At 64.5% G+C, this 15,705-nt stretch carries 14 protein-coding genes; 7 read left to right on the top strand and 7 right to left on the bottom strand.

Features of this window, described 5'->3' with window-relative positions; all coding sequences use genetic code 11:
* Window positions 1-409: 409 nt before the first annotated feature.
* A complete protein-coding gene (locus tag M2335_RS02720) occupies window positions 410-838 on the bottom strand; it encodes a CBS domain-containing protein (protein ID WP_264587994.1) in 429 nt (142 codons plus the stop codon).
* Between the two features lie 187 nt (window positions 839-1,025).
* On the opposite strand from M2335_RS02720, the gene M2335_RS02715 reads away from it, so the two are divergent.
* On the top strand, window positions 1,026-1,331 hold the full coding sequence (locus tag M2335_RS02715) for a hypothetical protein (RefSeq protein WP_264571838.1): 306 nt from the start codon (window positions 1,026-1,028) through the stop codon (window positions 1,329-1,331).
* Between the two features lie 134 nt (window positions 1,332-1,465).
* On the opposite strand, the gene M2335_RS02710 is transcribed toward M2335_RS02715, so the two are convergent.
* From M2335_RS02710 to prfA, 3 genes are all read right to left on the bottom strand, one after another.
* Window positions 1,466-2,251 carry a DUF4167 domain-containing protein gene (locus tag M2335_RS02710; RefSeq protein ID WP_264593685.1) on the bottom strand — a complete coding sequence of 262 codons (786 nt, stop codon included), beginning with the start codon at window positions 2,249-2,251 and terminating at the stop codon, window positions 1,466-1,468.
* Between the two features lie 273 nt (window positions 2,252-2,524).
* Window positions 2,525-3,343 carry a peptide chain release factor N(5)-glutamine methyltransferase gene (gene prmC, locus M2335_RS02705; protein WP_264595345.1) on the bottom strand — a complete coding sequence of 273 codons (819 nt, stop codon included), beginning with the start codon at window positions 3,341-3,343 and terminating at the stop codon, window positions 2,525-2,527.
* Window positions 3,344-3,434: 91 nt separating this feature from the next.
* On the bottom strand, window positions 3,435-4,514 hold the full coding sequence (gene prfA / locus M2335_RS02700; RefSeq protein ID WP_264593684.1) for a peptide chain release factor 1: 1,080 nt from the start codon (window positions 4,512-4,514) through the stop codon (window positions 3,435-3,437).
* Between the two features lie 65 nt (window positions 4,515-4,579).
* On the opposite strand from prfA, the gene M2335_RS02695 reads away from it, so the two are divergent.
* Window positions 4,580-4,900, top strand: coding sequence for a GIY-YIG nuclease family protein (locus M2335_RS02695; protein WP_264571835.1), 321 nt, complete (start codon window positions 4,580-4,582; stop codon window positions 4,898-4,900).
* A gap of 41 nt (window positions 4,901-4,941) precedes the next feature.
* Here the strand turns inward: M2335_RS02695 and hisS are convergent, their stop codons facing one another.
* On the bottom strand, window positions 4,942-6,177 hold the full coding sequence (hisS, locus tag M2335_RS02690; RefSeq protein WP_181558432.1) for a histidine--tRNA ligase: 1,236 nt from the start codon (window positions 6,175-6,177) through the stop codon (window positions 4,942-4,944).
* A gap of 95 nt (window positions 6,178-6,272) precedes the next feature.
* On the opposite strand from hisS, the gene M2335_RS02685 reads away from it, so the two are divergent.
* The 4 genes from M2335_RS02685 to ppa all read left to right on the top strand — a co-directional run bounded on the left by M2335_RS02685 (window position 6,273) and on the right by ppa (window position 10,880).
* Window positions 6,273-6,680 (top strand): GFA family protein, encoded by a 408-nt coding sequence (locus tag M2335_RS02685; RefSeq protein WP_264593683.1) that lies wholly within the window; start codon window positions 6,273-6,275, stop codon window positions 6,678-6,680.
* A 122-nt stretch (window positions 6,681-6,802) separates the two neighbouring features.
* Window positions 6,803-8,266: a carotenoid oxygenase family protein gene (locus M2335_RS02680; protein ID WP_264593682.1), complete on the top strand. Its 1,464-nt coding sequence runs from the start codon at window positions 6,803-6,805 to the stop codon at window positions 8,264-8,266.
* 87 nt (window positions 8,267-8,353) lie between these two features.
* Window positions 8,354-10,309 carry a M61 family metallopeptidase gene (locus M2335_RS02675; protein WP_264593681.1) on the top strand — a complete coding sequence of 652 codons (1,956 nt, stop codon included), beginning with the start codon at window positions 8,354-8,356 and terminating at the stop codon, window positions 10,307-10,309.
* A gap of 19 nt (window positions 10,310-10,328) precedes the next feature.
* Window positions 10,329-10,880 carry an inorganic diphosphatase gene (ppa, locus tag M2335_RS02670; protein ID WP_181558429.1) on the top strand — a complete coding sequence of 184 codons (552 nt, stop codon included), beginning with the start codon at window positions 10,329-10,331 and terminating at the stop codon, window positions 10,878-10,880.
* 95 nt (window positions 10,881-10,975) lie between these two features.
* Here the strand turns inward: ppa and M2335_RS02665 are convergent, their stop codons facing one another.
* Window positions 10,976-11,395 (bottom strand): hypothetical protein, encoded by a 420-nt coding sequence (locus M2335_RS02665; RefSeq protein WP_264593680.1) that lies wholly within the window; start codon window positions 11,393-11,395, stop codon window positions 10,976-10,978.
* A 156-nt stretch (window positions 11,396-11,551) separates the two neighbouring features.
* On the opposite strand from M2335_RS02665, the gene gyrB reads away from it, so the two are divergent.
* Window positions 11,552-14,086, top strand: coding sequence for a DNA topoisomerase (ATP-hydrolyzing) subunit B (gene gyrB / locus M2335_RS02660; RefSeq protein ID WP_264593679.1), 2,535 nt, complete (start codon window positions 11,552-11,554; stop codon window positions 14,084-14,086).
* Window positions 14,087-14,158: 72 nt separating this feature from the next.
* Here gyrB and M2335_RS02655 read toward each other — a convergent pair whose 3' ends face one another.
* Window positions 14,159-15,688, bottom strand: a complete 1,530-nt coding sequence (locus M2335_RS02655) for a DHA2 family efflux MFS transporter permease subunit (RefSeq protein ID WP_264593678.1) — start codon at window positions 15,686-15,688, stop codon at window positions 14,159-14,161.
* Between the last annotated feature and the right edge of the window lie 17 nt (window positions 15,689-15,705).

The following is a 15,705-nucleotide window of genomic DNA, read 5'->3' as shown; positions in this document are numbered from 1 at the left end:
GAAGCGGACACTGAAGGTTCCCCGATTTTTCTTTCGGGGGACTTAGTGTCCGGTTATGTTGGCGACCGATTGCGGCGAGAACCGTGTGGCACCACCGCGTCGGTGAAGGCGTCTCTAAGGGGGCCTCCCTGAGTCGTCAAACACTTTTTGCATTTTTGTTGCGGTCACGGCCCTCCCCATCCGGAAAGCCGCAGATATCCGCGCAAGACCATAAGCGGGCCGGCGACCTATCCCCACTTACGCCTTTGCAGACAGGCCGCGTCGACACGAGAAACGCGTGCCGGAACTCCCGCCAGTCCTACGCCTCATCATTCAGAAATGGCGGAATTGCGACGTTGAATCGGAACGCCACCCCCCTCACCCGAATCTCACCGCCTCCGTCAGGGCGGCACAAGCCGCATCCGCTCCCTCAGGCGCTCTGGATATAATGGCGTAAGGCATCGGCCTCCGCCTCGATCCGGTCCATGCGGTGCTTCACCAGATCGCCGATACTGACGAACGCCACCATCTCCCCATCCGCCATGACAGGCAGATGACGGATCCGCCGCGTCGTCATCAGGGACAGGGCGGCGATGATCGGCGTATCCAGACCGATGGTGACGGCAGGGCTAGTCATGACACTTTCGACCGGACGATCGAGCAGCTGCGCGCCTTCCCGGGCCAGACCATAAAGCACGTCGCGCTCGGAGAAGATGCCGAGCACCTTTCCGTCCTCCACAACCGGCACACATCCGATGCGCCGCTCCGCCAGCAACGCGACGACATGGCCGACGCTGTCCGTCCGCGCCGCACAGATGACGTCCCTATAGGGTGAGCCCAGCAATGTTCTGATGGTCATCGGCCTCTCCTCTGTCTTGCAGCCCTTCCATATGAGGGCGCTGCACGGACCGGCCGGTCGACATCCTGGCTGCAGACCGGATGCACGGTCTCGTTGCGACAGACTATGCGCGCGTCGGGCGCGAGCGTCAAAGGAGGCGTGCTCACGATGGTTGATCCGCACCGCCGCTCTCCCATATGGGCGGCATATGGCCGAACCTTCCACTCTTGATGATCCCCGCTACGCCCGCTTTGCCTGGGCGCGCTTCCGCAAAATCCTGTGGCTGATCGCCGGCGTATCGCTGCTGGTCGGTCTTGCGGTCGCCGGGCTGCTCTGGTGGCTGCGCGGCCCATTGCCCTGGGTCTTCCTCGGCATGGTCGTCGGCGGCGTGTTCGCCACCATCATGATGGCGGCGGCGCTCATGGGCCTGATGTTCCTCTCGAGCGGGACGGGACATGACCAGAGCGTCGAAGATCCGCTGAGCGACGATCTGCTCGAGGCAACCGAGCGCTAGGCCCACTCAGCGCCTGAAACGACAAGAGCACGATCAGCCTGCATGGCCGATCGTGCTCTTTTGATTTGGTCGAACCGGATCATAGCCCAGCCCGCGAACGTCCGCGCCCTCAAAGAGCGCGGCTCCAGATCAGATCATTCCGCCGCTTCGGTCGCACGAGGGCGACGGCCCCGGCGCGGCTTTGCGGGCGCTTCCGTGGCATCGGTCACCTCGACCGGCGCTTCGGCCCGATCCTCGGACTCGTCCGATTCGATGCGGGCGATGGAGGGCGGCAGACCGGGCAGGCCGATCTCGCCCTCATCCCGATCGGTTTCGTCATCATTGGCAACGCGCGGGCGGCGGGGCTGACGCTCTTTGCGTTCAGCACGCTCCGGGCGCTCGGCGCGTTCCGGGCGTTCAGCACGCTCGGGCCGCTCTGCCCGTTCCGCACGCTCGCCCTGGTCCTGACGCGGCTCCTGCCGTGCCGGGCGATCCTGCCCGTCCCGGTCCCGCCCACGATCGCGGCGCGCGCGCTCGTCCTGATTGCGATTGTCCTGCTGACGGAAGTCCTGATGACGCGGCGCGAACTCGTCGCCATCCTCGCTGCCGTCGATCAGCTCGTCATTGTCGAAGCTGTTGTCCTGATCGCCATCGTCGTTGCGACGGAAGCGGCCCTGCTGCTCCTCCTGCCGCGCACGGTTGTCGGCGAGGACGCGAAAATAGTGATCGGCGAACTGCAGATAATATTCCGCGTTCACCCGATCGCCGGACATCTGGGCGTCGCGCGCCAGATTGCGATATTTTTCGAGAAGCTGGGGCGCATTGCCCCGTGCGCGGCTGTCGATCCGGTTGCCCGAATCGCCGTTACCGCGATTGCCTCCGCCCCCTTGGCGCGGGTTATTCCGACCGCGACGGCGACCGGCCTGACGATTATTGATCAAAGGTTCGTCCCTATGCTCTCGACTAAAACCCGGCGTTCCCGATCAATGGCCCCAAGCGCTATACAACACATCGTTGGCGGAACGGTTTTGACACCGCTCTCGCCCCGCGCTTCGGCCAACGGCTCCAATTCCAGAACGCCGCCAAAACTGTGGGAGCAGACCACTCACGCAAGCGCTTCGCGCGTTTGCAACAGTGGTCCTGAAACTGGCAGATAGTCGTTCCCGTGCATCAAACCAAGCGAAAATCGTTGGGAGCCGTGAAAAAGCGCAGCCCTATGCCCTGGTGAGCACCAGCGCCCGCGCCCGCCCGGCCAGATCGCGGCGCGCCGCGACATGGAAGCCGGCTTCCCGAAACAGTGCGCCGGCCGTCTCCTCCTGGTCGAAACCGATCTCGAAGATCGCTGCGCCCCCTGCGGCGAGGCGGTCGCCCGTCTGCGCGGCAAGCCGCCGATAATCGTCCAGTCCGTCGGCTCCCGCGAACAGGGCACTGGCTGGCTCATGATCGCGCACCTGCGGGGGCAGCATGGCGGACGTGCTGATATAAGGCGGGTTGCAGAGAATGAGGTCGAAGCGCTCGTCGATCCCCTCGGCCCAGTCCCCCGCGCGGATCTCCGCCCGCCCATCCATCCCGCAATGCAAGACATTCTCCCGCGCGATCTCGATCGCGGCCGCAGAGGCATCGACGCCCACACCGCTCGCCTCCCGCCAGACATCCAGCGCCGCCAGCAGCAGCGCCCCCGAGCCGGTGCCGAGATCGAGGATGCGACCCGGTGCCCGCCTCCCCTCGAACTGCGCGATGGCCGCCTCGATCAGGGTCTCGCTGTCCGGTCGCGGCACCAGAACGCCCGGCGCGACCTTCAGGGTCAGCGTCCAGAAATCCCGCGTGCCGGTGATGTAGGCGATCGGCTCATGCGCCAGCCGCCGGGCGAGCAGCGCATCGGCGCCCTCGGGGCAGGAGAGCCTGGGCATGGCGAGGATCATCTCCTCGCGGCTCATCGCCAGCGCGTGGGCGGCAAGCAGTTCAGCATCGAGCCGGGGCGTATCGCTGACCGCGCCCAGAGCGGTCGTGGCGGCGCGCAGCCAATCGGCCAGCCCGCTCACTAGCTCGTGCTCCTGCGAAGGCAGGAGCCCAGGGCAAAGCAGCCCCCCGCTCCCGGCGTCATGGTCGACACACCCCCGCCGCTCACGCCGCCATGTCGAGCTGCGCCAGCCGCGCAGCCTCATCCTCGGCGATGAGCGCGGCGATCACCTCGTCCAGCCCGGGGCCTTCGAGAATTTCCGGCAGGCGATGCAGGGTCAGGTTGATGCGATGATCGGTCACGCGGCCCTGCGGGAAATTATAGGTGCGGATGCGCTCCGAGCGGTCGCCCGAGCCGACCATCGCCTTGCGCGCGCCCGCATGCTCCGCCTGCGTGCGCTCGCGCTCGGCTTCATAGAGGCGTGTGCGCAGCACCTTCATCGCCTTCGCCTTGTTCTTGTGCTGGGACTTCTCGTCCTGCTGCGTCACGACGAGACCCGTCGGCAAATGGGTGATGCGCACGGCGCTGTCGGTCGTGTTCACATGCTGCCCGCCAGAACCAGACGAGCGATAGACGTCGATCCGCAGGTCGGTCGCCTCGTTGATCTGCACGTCGACATCCTCGGCCTCGGGCAGCACGGCCACGGTCGCCGCCGAGGTATGGATGCGCCCGCCGCTCTCCGTCACCGGCACGCGCTGCACGCGATGGACGCCGCTCTCGAACTTCATGCGCGCGAACACCCCAGTGCCGGTCACGCTGGCGATCACTTCCTTGAAACCGCCCGCCTCGGACGCGCTGGCCGAGATGATCTCGACGCGCCAGCCCTGCGTCTCGGCATAGCGCTGATACATGCGGAACAGATCGCCAGCGAACAGCGCAGCCTCATCGCCGCCGGTGCCGGCGCGAATCTCCAGCATCGCCGGGCGGGCATCCGCCGCATCCTTGGGGAGCAGCGCCACGGCCAGCGCATGTTCGGCCTGCGGGAGCCGCGCGCGCAGGCTCTCCAGTTCCTCCTGCGCAATCGCCTTCATTTCGGGATCGGCGAGCATCGCCTCCAGCTCGCCCTGCTCGGCGCGCAAATCCACCACCGCTCGCGCGGCCTGCACCACCGGCTCCAACTCGGCATAATCCTTGGACAGCCGCACGAACTCCGCCGGATCAAGATCCGGCCGCGCCATCTGCGCCTGCACCTCATCCTGCCGCCGGAGGATCGCAGCGATGCGATCGGGGGAGATGGTGGTCATGCCTGCGCCCTGCCCCCGTCATGCTGAACTTGTTTCAGCATCCATGGCACGGCAATGATGGGGGCATGCGACGTCGCAATCCGTGCACCTATATTCTCGCCAGCCAGAAACGCGGAACCTTGTATGTCGGCGTGACGTCCGATCTCCCCGCCCGCATTGGGCAGCACCGGTCCGCCGAGTGTCCGGGTTTCACCTCGCGCTACCGCGTTTACCGCCTCGTCCATGCCGAGTTCTTCGAGACCATGGACGGGGCGATCAGCCGCGAAAAGCAACTCAAGCGCTGGCATCGCGCCTGGAAGATCAACCTCATTGAAGCGAACAATCCCGACTGGGCCGACCTCGCCGTGACGTGGGGACTGGCCGAGCCGCTGCTCCATGGACCCTGAAACAAGTTCAGGGTGACGGGAGAAAGGAGCAGTGCAACCAATCATCCGATGGACCTGATCATCGCTTCGGCACGCGCTGCTGTATCGCTGCCGTCTCCGCGCACATTGAGATAAATCGCACCGTCGCGCGTCCCGAGGGATATAAGGGCATGCGCGTCGATCTTCGCCGCCTTGTCAAAGCGTTTGCGAGCCGAGCCCGTCGCTACGAGGTCAGCGGAGTGTCCAGCCTGGCGCAAAGCCGTGAGGCCGCGCATGGCCAGGCTCAGCAGACCATCATCCTCCAGAGCGATGACGGCATCCAGCTTCTGCGAGCCACTGTCACCCAGCAGCATCCCCAGCCGCTCAATCCCCGCCGCCCAACCGACCGCCGGGGTCGCCGGCCCGCCCAGCGTCTCGATCAGCCCGTCATAGCGTCCACCGCCGAGCACCGTCCCCTGCGCGCCCAGCCGATCCGTGACGAACTCGAACGCGGTGTGCCGATAATAATCCAGCCCGCGCACCAGCCGGGCATTGCGGGTCCACGCCACGCCGGCCGCCTTCAGCCCGTCGGTCACCTTCTCGAAGAAGGCCTGCGCCTCCTCGGTCAGATAGGCGTCGATATCCGGCGCGTCCGCCACGACCGCCTGATCGCGCGGGTCCTTGCTGTCGAGGATGCGCATCGGGTTCTTTTCGAGCCGGGTCAGACTGTCTTCGCTCAGGCTCGCCTTGTGCCCCTCGAAATGCGCAACCAGCGCCGCGCGCCACGCATCGCGGCTCGCGGCATCGCCCAGCGTGTTGAGCGTCAGCGTCACGCCCTCGCTGATGCCCAGCTCCTTGAGCAACTGATCGGCGAAGATCAGCAGTTCGGCATCGGCCAGCGGCTCGGCCGCGCCGATGATCTCGGCATCGATCTGGTGGAACTGGCGATAGCGTCCCTTTTGCGGCCGCTCATAGCGGAACAGCGGCCCGTGCGTCGCAACCTTGAGCGGCGCATATTGCTGCCAGCCCTCGGTGATATAGGCCCGCGCGATGCCGGCGGTGAACTCCGGGCGCAGCGTGAGCGAATCCCCGCCGCGATCCTCGAAGCTGTACATCTCCTTGGAGACGACATCGGTGGTTTCGCCCAGCGAGCGGGAGAAGACCGCCGTCTGCTCGAATACCGGCACCTCGATCCGCCGGAAGCCATAGAGCTTGCGGACTTTCTCGAATGTTTCGACCACATGTGCGAAGCGGTCCGCGCTGTCGCCGATCATATCCTGAGTGCCGCGAACGGGCCGGGGTGTCTCGATTTTCGCCATGGCCGCGCCTCTAGCGGGAATCGCGCTTTAAGGAAACCGGCTTGCAAGGGCAGCTTGTTCTCTTTATGTTCCTTCGTGAGCTTGAGGAGACGATGATGAGCGACAGCTTCGAAGGCGGTTGTCAATGCGGCGCGGTGCGTTACCGGGCAACAGGAACGCCCGAGCATGTGGCGCTCTGCCATTGCGCAGACTGCCGCAAATCGTCCGGCGCGCCGATGGTGCTCTGGGCCGCCTTTGCCGAAAAGGCGGTGACGGTGCTGACCGGTTCTGTCAGCGATTATCAGTCCTCGCCGTCGGTGACCCGGAGCTTCTGTCCCGTCTGCGGCACGGGCCTGTTCTTCACAAATCCGGAGGCCTTGCCGGGGCTGATCGACATCCAGGCTGCCACGTTCGACGATCCCGAGGCGCTGCCGCCGCAAGTGCAGATCCAGACCGCCGAGCGGCCGCACTGGATGACCACGCTGGATGCCCTGCCGAGCTTCGCGCGCTTTCCTGGCGAATAAGGTTCGCCCCATCCACTTCACCTGAAGCGCGACGAGGCGGAGGGTTTGACACGGATCAACGCCGCCCCTGTCGAAAGCGGCCATTCACTCGACTTGTTGAGAGATCAATCAAGGAGAGTCGGATGGCCCACTACCCCAATACGCCCGGCATGACAGGCGTGCTGCGCCCGTTGCGCATCGAAGGCGACATTCTGGATATGGAAGTCGAGGGGGAAATCCCCACGCAACTCAATGGCACCTTCCATCGCGTCCACCCCGATGCGCAATTCCCGCCGATGTTCGAGAACGATCAGTTCTTCAATGGCGACGGCATGGTCAGCCTGTTCCACTTCCATGATGGCAAGGTCGATTTCCGCCAGCGCTACGCGCAGACCGACAAGTGGAAGGCCGAGCGGGCCGCCGGCAAGTCGCTGTTCGGCATGTATCGCAATCCGCTGACCGATGACGAGAGCGTCAAGGGCATGATCCGCGGCACGGCCAACACCAATGTGATGGTCCATGCCGGCAAGCTTTATGCGATGAAGGAGGACAGCCCCTGCCTCATCATGGACCCGCTCAGCCTCGAGACCGAAGGCTACACGAATTTTGACGGCAAGATCAAAAACCAGACCTTCTCCGGCCATGGCAAGATCGACCCCGTCACCGGCAATTTCTGCAACCATGGCTATGCCGCGACCGGCGTGCTGACCGACGATGTCAGCTATTTCGAGATCGACCCGCAGGGCAATGTGCTGTTCGAGACCTTCTTCAAGGTCCCTTATTACTGCATGATGCACGACTTCGGCCTGACGCAGGATTATGTGATCTTCCACATCGTGCCGATCACCGGCAATTGGGATCGGCTGAAGGCCGGCAAGCCGCATTTCGGCTTCGACAAGACGCTCCCGGTCTATCTCGGCGTGCTGAAGCGCGGCGGCGATGGCGCGGACATCCGCTGGTTCAAGCGCGACAACTGCTTCGCCAGCCATGTCATGAATGCCTATCAGGACGGCACCAAGATCCACTTCGACACCTGCGAGGCGAAAGGGAACAGCTTCCCCTTCTTCCCGGACATCCATGACGACAGCTTCGATCCGGTCGCGGCGCGTCCCTTCCTGACCCGCTGGACGGTCGACCTCGCCTCCAATGGCGAAGAATTCGCCAGCATCGAGAAGCTCACCGACTGGATCGACGAATTTCCCCGCATCGACGAGCGCTTCGTCGGCCAGCCCTATCGCCACGGCTGGGGCCTGGTGATGGACCCGGACATGCCGATGGACTTCCTCCGTGGTCGCGCCAGCGGCTTCAAGATGAACAAGATCGGCCATTGGGATCTCGTCGCACGCACCGAGGATTGCTGGTGGGCGGGTCCGGAATCGATCATCCAGGAGCCCTGCTTCGTGCCGCGCTCGGCCGATGCGCCGGAGGGCGATGGCTACATCATCGCGCTCGTGGACAATCTCATCACCAACTATTCCGACCTGGTGGTGCTCGACGCGCTCAACCTGCCCGCCGGGCCAATCGCCCGCGCCAAGCTGCCCATCCGCATCCGCTCGGGCCTGCATGGCAATTGGGCGGACGCCAGCAAGCTGCCGCGCGCGGCCTGAGGCCGAGCATAGGATATAGACCGAGGGGGTGGACGCCTTGCCACCCCCTTGTCATGCTGGGCGCATCTATTTCCCCGGAGTGCCATGATGCGCCGTTGCCTTTTGCCTGCCCTTCTTCTGCTGACTCTGCCCGCGAGCGCGCTTTTCGCTCAGGATGCCGCCGCGCCGCCGCCGCGCTCTGCCCCCGCGGCTCTCCCGATCCTGAGCACCGTGCCGCAAGCGCGGGACATCGCCTGGACCAGCGGCACGCTCAAGCTGGAGGTGGATGCGACCGATGTGGACCGGCGCATCATCACCATCCGCGAGACCATCCCCATGTCGACCGGTGGCCCGCTGACCCTGCTGCTGCCGGAATGGCTGCCGGGCCACCACGCCCCGCGCGGGCAGATCGAGAAGATCGCGGGCCTGATCTTCACCGCGGCGGACGGCCGGCCGTTGCGCTGGAAGCGCGACCCGCTCAACGTCTACGCCTTCCACCTCTCCGTGCCGGACGGGGCAGGCTCCGTGATCGCCAATTTCCAGTTTCTGGCGCCCACCGCAGGCAATCAGGGCCGGATCGTGATGACCGACTCGCTGCTCAACCTGCAGTGGGACAGCGTCTCGCTTTATCCGGCCGGCTTCTACACCCGCCGCATCCCGATTCAGGCCAGCGTCACGCTACCGGAAGGCTGGAGCGCGGCGACTGCGCTGGCCAGTGAGCGCGACGGCAAGACGGTCCGCTACGAGGAGACCGATTACGAAACGTTGGTCGATTCGCCGATCTTCGCAGGGCTCCACAGCCGCGAGATCGCGCTGGCGCCAGACGTGCGGCTGAGCGTCTTTGCCGATACGCCGGAAGAACTCAAAGCCACCGAGCCGCAGATCAACCTGCATCGCCGCCTTGTCGATGAGGCGGTCGCCCTGTTCGGCGCGCGCCATTATGATCGCTATAATTTCCTGCTCTCCATCTCGGACAAGCTGGGCGGCATCGGCCTGGAGCATCACCGGCTCAGCGAAAATGGCGTCTCGCTGGGCTACTTCACGCAATGGGAGGCCGCGCTGGGCGACCGCGACCTGCTCGCCCACGAATATGTGCATAGCTGGAACGGCAAATATCGCCGCCCGGAGATGCTCTGGACGCCCGATTTCGCCACCCCCATGCAGGACGATCTGCTCTGGGTGTATGAAGGACAGACCCAGTTCTGGGGCTATGTGCTCTCCGCCCGCTCGGGACTGCTGAGCAAGGCCGAAACCCTCGATGCGCTGGCCGCCATCGCGGCGCGGCTCGACGCGACCAAAGGCCGCACCTGGCGCCCGGTGATCGACACCACATACGATCCGATCATAGCGGCCCGCCGCCCCAAGGCCTGGACGAGCTGGCAGCGCCCGGAAGACTATTATAATGAAGGCCTGATGATCTGGCTGGAAGTGGATGCCATCATCCGCCGCGAAACCGCCGGCGCGCGCGGCATCGATGATTTCGCCAAGGCCTTCTTCGGCGTGAACGATCGCGACTGGGGCGTGCTGACCTACAATCGTCAGGATGTCATCGACACGCTGAACGGCGTCGTCGCTTATGATTGGGACGGGCTACTGCGCGAGCGGATAGAGCAGACCAATAGCGAGGTCACCAAGGCCGGGTTCGACCTTGGCGGCTACAAGCTGACCTACGGCCTTATCACCAACTCGACGATTCGGGCCGCCGAGACCGTGAGCAAATATGTCGACCAGAGCTTCGGCCCCGGGCTGATCGTCGGGGAAGATGGCGTCGTGCGCTCCGTCACCTGGGATAGCCCCGCCTTCAAGGCAGCCATCGCGGTCGGCGATTCGATCACGGCGGTTGGCGACACCGAGTTTTCCGCCGATGTCTTCCGCGAGGGGGTCCGGGCAACGGCCCAAAAACATCCGCTCGTCCTGACCCTGAGGCGGGACAAAAGATATCGCACGATCACGCTCGATTATTCCGGCGGCCTGCGCTATCCGCGCCTCGAAAAATCACAAGAGGGTTCAACCAGTCTCGACCGACTGCTGACAGCGCGGACCGGCGAGACTTCCGTCAATTAACCTGTGGGTGCGAAAAACCATGAACATCGATATGATTCCTGTCGGCAGCAATCCGCCGGAAAGCCTCAATGTCGTCATCGAAGTGCCGACCGGTGGCGAGCCGGTGAAATATGAGTTCGACAAGGCATCGGGCGCCCTGTTCGTCGATCGGATCCTGCACACGCCGATGCGCTACCCCGCCAATTACGGTTTCGTTCCGCACACGCTCTCGCCCGATGGCGATCCGCTCGATGCGCTGGTCGTAGCCCGCTCGCCCTTCATCCCCGGCTCGGTGGTGCGCGCCCGCCCCATCGCCGTCCTCAATCTCGAGGATGAGCATGGTGGTGACGAGAAGCTGCTCTGCGTTCCCGACGACGCGACCTTCCCTTATTACGCCAACGTGACCGAGAAGGAGCATCTGCCCGACATCGTGTTCAAGCAGGTCGAGCACTTCTTCACGCACTATAAGGATCTCGAGGCCGAGAAGTGGGTGCGTGTCGGCACCTGGGGCAACAGCGCGGAAGCTCGCCAGATTACGCTGGAAGCCATTGAGCGCTACCAGCAGAACAAGGCCGCGAAGAGCGCCGCCTGATCGTTTGGCCCACTGCACGGGCCCCGCAGATACAGAAAGAGGCTCCCAGCGCACCGCCGGGAGCCTCTTTTTTATAAGATCATGCCGGAATGAGTTCAGCTCGCGGTCTTCACCTTCTCATAGGGAACGAACTTGCCGAGGCTGACGAAGCCGCGCGGGAAGTGCCCGGCGCGATCCACCAGCCGCACGATATCGACATCGCACAGCTGCGAGCTGCTCGTCTTGGTGACGAGAATATCGTCATCATCAAGGGACGAGGCGCCGCTCACCGGCCGGTTGACGTAGAGCTTGCCGCCGACCTCATAGATGATCGCCGTCTTGTCGATGATCTGCGTCGAGCGCACGCTGCTCAGGCTGATGCACCGGACCGGCTCTCCGGCGGTGCGCCCTTCCAGCGCCTTGGCGAGCTTGGCGTCAGCCTTGGCCTGCGCTTCTGCTGCGCGAGTCGATTGGGCAGCGGCGGGCACCGTAGCGACCAACGCGACCCCGATAATGCCTGTGAACAGGCGAGACATGAAACGCATCCTGCGTCCTTTCCGGTTTCCCATTTCCCGCGCCCGATTGCCGCTCTACCCCCTTCTGCCTGAATGGGCCATGAGCGCCCCTTCCCGCGCGGTGAAAAAACAGCATTTCGCTTCCGTTCGTCGCCCCCTTTTCCTATAGGCTGGGGCATGACGGACAATAGCAATACGACCCCCGCTCAGAACGCAAATGATTATGGTGCCGACAGCATCAAGGTGCTGAAGGGCCTGGACGCCGTGCGCAAGCGCCCCGGCATGTACATCGGCGATACCGATGACGGCTCCGGCCTGCACCACATGGTCTTCGAGGTCAGCGACAACGCCATTGACGAGGCGCTGGCCGGGCATTGCGATCTGGTGCTGATCGAGCTGAACCCGGACGGCTCCGTTTCGGTCGAGGATAATGGTCGCGGCATCCCGACCGACATTCACCGCGAGGAAGGCGTTTCGGCGGCCGAGGTCATCATGACCCAGCTCCACGCCGGCGGGAAGTTCGAGAACACCTCCGACGACAATGCCTATAAGGTGTCCGGCGGCCTGCACGGCGTCGGCGTCTCTGTCGTCAATGCCCTGTCCGAGTGGCTGGAGCTGACCGTGTGGCGCGAGGGCAAGGAGCACTGGATGCGCTTCCGCTATGGCGATGCGGAAGGCCCGCTCGTCGTGCGCGGCGATGCGCCCGTGGTCGACGGCAAGCCCAAAAAGGGCACGCGCGTCACCTTCCTCGCCTCAACCGACACATTCAAGAACGTCACCGAGTTCGATTTCGACAAGCTGGAGCATCGCTATCGCGAGCTTGCCTTCCTCAACTCCGGCGTGCGCATCCTGCTGCGCGACAAGCGCCATGAAGAGGTGAAGGAGCACGACTTGTTCTACGAGGGCGGCATCGCGGCCTTCGTGAAATATCTCGATCGCAACAAGAACGCGCTGATGCCCGACCCCATCGCCATCTCGGCGGACCGGGACGGCATCGGCATCGATGTCGCGCTGGAGTGGAACGACAGCTATTACGAGAACGTCCTCTGCTTCACCAACAACATCCCGCAGCGGGACGGCGGCACTCACCTGGCCGCTTTCCGCGCCGCGCTGACCCGCACGCTCAACAGCTATGGTGACAAGTCCGGCCTGCTCAAAAAGGAGAAGGTCAGCCTGACCGGTGAGGACATGCGCGAGGGGTTGACCGCCATCGTTTCGGTCAAGCTGCCCGATCCCAAGTTCAGCAGCCAGACCAAGGACAAGCTGGTCTCCTCCGAGGTGCGCCAGCCGCTTGAAAGCCTGATGGCCGACAAGATGCAGGAGTGGCTGGAGGAAAATCCCGGCCACGCCAAGTCGATCATCCAGAAGGTGGTCGATGCCGCCGCCGCGCGCGAGGCCGCCAAGAAGGCCCGCGAACTGACGCGCCGCAAGGGCGTGATGGACATCGCCTCCCTGCCCGGCAAGCTCGCCGACTGTCAGGAGCGCGATCCTGCCAAATCCGAGCTGTTCCTCGTCGAGGGCGATTCGGCCGGTGGCTCCGCCAAGCAGGGCCGCGACCGGCATTTCCAGGCGATCCTGCCGCTGCGCGGCAAGATCCTCAATGTCGAGCGCGCCCGGTTCGACCGGATGCTGGCCAGCCGCGAGATCGGCACGCTCATCCAGGCGATGGGCACCGGCATTCGCGACGACTTCAATCTGGAGAAGCTGCGCTACCACAAGATCGTCATCATGACGGACGCTGACGTGGACGGCGCCCACATCCGCACGCTGCTGCTGACCTTCTTCTACCGGCAGATGCCGCAGATCATCGAGGCCGGCCATCTCTACATCGCCCAGCCGCCGCTCTACAAAGCCACGCGCGGGCGCAGCGAAGTCTACTTGAAGGACGAAGCCGCACTCGACCAGTATCTGGTCGACAATGGTGTCGATACGCTGGTGCTGGAGACGGAAACCGGCACCCGCTCGGGTCAGGACCTGCGCGACCTCATCGACCATGCCCGGCGCAGCCGCGCGCTGATGCGCTATGTGCCGCGTCGCTATGACGGTGCGATCGTCGAGGCGCTGGCGCTGGCTGGCGCGCTGGCCTTCGATCTCTCCGACGATGCCCGCGCGCAGGCCCTCGCCCGCGCGGCGGAATGGCTGGACCGGACCGACGAAGAAGGCCGCTGGACCGGCCGCCTCTCGGCCGAGGGCGGCTATCATCTCGAGCGGCTGGTGCGCGGCGTGACCGATCACCACATCATCGAGCCGGCCTTCCTCAATTCCGCCGAAGCCCGCAAACTGGACACGCTGACCAAGGAGCAGGCGAGCCTCTACGCCAGCCCAAGCCATCTGCTCGCCGCGCGCGCGGCCGCGGCGCAGGCGCAGGCCGAGAGCGAGGCGGAAGACAGCGACGGCGAAGAGACCGCCCTGCCCGCCGCCACGCAGGCGCGCGGCGTGCGGATCACCCGCCCGTCCGAGCTGCTCGACGCCGTGCTGGCCGCCGGCCGCAAGGGCCTCGCGATCCAGCGCTACAAGGGCCTTGGCGAGATGAACGCCGACCAGCTGTGGGAAACCACGCTCGACCCCAATGTGCGCTCAATGCTCCGCGTCGAGATCGAGCAGGCGGACGTCGCCGACGAGATCTTCACGCGCCTGATGGGCGACATCGTCGAACCACGCCGCGAGTTCATCCAGGACAACGCCCTCAACGTCGCCAATCTCGACGTTTGAGGCATCCTCACTAACCAGCTTGGAATGAGGCGCCCTCGGCCTGCTTGATATCGAGTCGGCTGAGGGCGCCCATCAGTGTGCCGCGCCCGGATCGACGGCCCTTTTCGGCCGGGGCGCGAACCATACTGCTGCGGCAGCGAACACGAATGCGGCCGCGGACAGCAGGAACATGTGGTTGATCGCCACCGTCAGGCTTTCCTGCTGGACGGTCTGCTCGATCACCCCGCGCACCTGATCCAGCGAGAAGCCGGCGCCTTGCAGCGCCTCTCGCGTCGCCTCGCTGTTCATAGCGCCGACCATATCGCTGCGCGCCGTCACAGCACTATTGGCCCACATGGTCGTCGCGATGGAAGTGCCAATGGCACCCGCCATCGTGCGCAGGAAGCTCATCACGCCCGCCGCCGACGCGGTCTCGTCCGGGTCCACCGCCGAGAGCGCAATCGTGGTGAGCGGAATGAAGAAGAAGGGCATACCAATGCCCTGCATCAGCTGCGGGAAGGCCAGCGTCCAGAAGTCCGCGCCCGATGTCCAGTGCGCCCGTAGCAGCGACGTGAGGCCGAGCCACAGGATGCCGAATGTCACCAAAATGCGCGGATCGACCTTGTTGGTGAGCTTGCCGACGATGGGCGACATGATGACGGCAGCCACGCCCATGAAGGCGGTCACATAGCCCGCATCGGTGGCGGTATAACCAAGGTCGGTCTGCAGCCATTGCGGGATGAGCACCACCGCCGAGAACATCGTCCCGAAGGCGAGCGACAGGCTGAGCACCGCTGCGGAAAAGCCGCGATGCCGGAACACCCGCAGATTGACGATGGGCTGCCCCTCGGTCAGCTCCCAGGCGAGGAACAGCGCGAAGCCGATCAACGCGATGATCGCCAGGATTACGATCTTGCTGTCCCCAAACCAGTCATGCTCGCGGCCGATGTCGAGGATGATCTGCAGCGCGCCGATCCACAGGATCAGTAGCGCCAGCCCGATCGTGTCGACACGCATCTTCTCGGTCCTGGTCTCCGCGTGGCGCAAGAAGCGGGTCGCGCCATAAGCGCACAGCGCGGCGACCGGAATATTGATGAAGAAAATCCAGTGCCAGGACCAGCTATCGCTGATGGTCCCCCCCAGGATAGGGCCGAGAATCGGCGCGATGACGGTGGTCATCGCCCACAGGCCCATTGCCTGCCCCCGCAGATGCTTGGGGAAGATGCGCATCAGCAGGGTCTGGCTGAGCGGCATGAGCGGTCCGCCGCACAACCCCTGGCCGATGCGGAAGGCGACCAGCATCCCGAGGCTGCTCGAAAGGCCGCAGAGCACCGAGAAGATGCCAAAGCCAATCATGCCGAAGGTGAAGGTGCGCACGGTGCCGAAACGCCCCGCAAGCCAGCCGGTCAGCGGCACGCAGATCGCTTCCGCCACCGCATAGGACGTAATGATCCACGTGCCTTGCGACGATGAGATGCCAAGCGACCCGGCGATATGCGCCACTGAGACATTGGCGATGGTCGTGTCCAGCACGATCATGAAATTGCTGAGCGCGAGCACCGCGCCGGCAATCACCAGCGCAGCGCCCGAGAGCGGCGTGAAATCATCCGCCTTGCTGGCCATGCCTATGCCCTTCCTAT

This window comes from Sphingobium sp. B12D2B, from assembly GCF_025961775.1.
GTDB lineage: Bacteria > Pseudomonadota > Alphaproteobacteria > Sphingomonadales > Sphingomonadaceae > Sphingobium.
The sequence above is the reverse complement of the archived record's forward strand: the minus strand, read 5'-3'. Positions and strand labels throughout refer to the sequence as shown.

Bases quoted from the DNA above. Each gene is read 5' to 3' on its own strand.
- M2335_RS02720 (WP_264587994.1), bottom strand. From the start codon at position 838: ATGACCATCAGAACATTGCTGGGCTCACCCTATAGGGACGTCATCTGT.
- ppa (WP_181558429.1), top strand. From the start codon at position 10,329: ATGAACATCGATATGATTCCTGTCGGCAGCAATCCGCCGGAAAGCCTC.
- M2335_RS02715 (WP_264571838.1), top strand. From the start codon at position 1,026: ATGGCCGAACCTTCCACTCTTGATGATCCCCGCTACGCCCGCTTTGCC.
- M2335_RS02675 (WP_264593681.1), top strand. From the start codon at position 8,354: ATGCGCCGTTGCCTTTTGCCTGCCCTTCTTCTGCTGACTCTGCCCGCG.
- M2335_RS02695 (WP_264571835.1), top strand. From the start codon at position 4,580: ATGCGACGTCGCAATCCGTGCACCTATATTCTCGCCAGCCAGAAACGC.
- M2335_RS02665 (WP_264593680.1), bottom strand. From the start codon at position 11,395: ATGTCTCGCCTGTTCACAGGCATTATCGGGGTCGCGTTGGTCGCTACG.
- M2335_RS02655 (WP_264593678.1), bottom strand. From the start codon at position 15,688: ATGGCCAGCAAGGCGGATGATTTCACGCCGCTCTCGGGCGCTGCGCTG.
- M2335_RS02680 (WP_264593682.1), top strand. From the start codon at position 6,803: ATGGCCCACTACCCCAATACGCCCGGCATGACAGGCGTGCTGCGCCCG.
- M2335_RS02685 (WP_264593683.1), top strand. From the start codon at position 6,273: ATGAGCGACAGCTTCGAAGGCGGTTGTCAATGCGGCGCGGTGCGTTAC.
- gyrB (WP_264593679.1), top strand. From the start codon at position 11,552: ATGACGGACAATAGCAATACGACCCCCGCTCAGAACGCAAATGATTAT.
- prfA (WP_264593684.1), bottom strand. From the start codon at position 4,514: ATGACCACCATCTCCCCCGATCGCATCGCTGCGATCCTCCGGCGGCAG.
- hisS (WP_181558432.1), bottom strand. From the start codon at position 6,177: ATGGCGAAAATCGAGACACCCCGGCCCGTTCGCGGCACTCAGGATATG.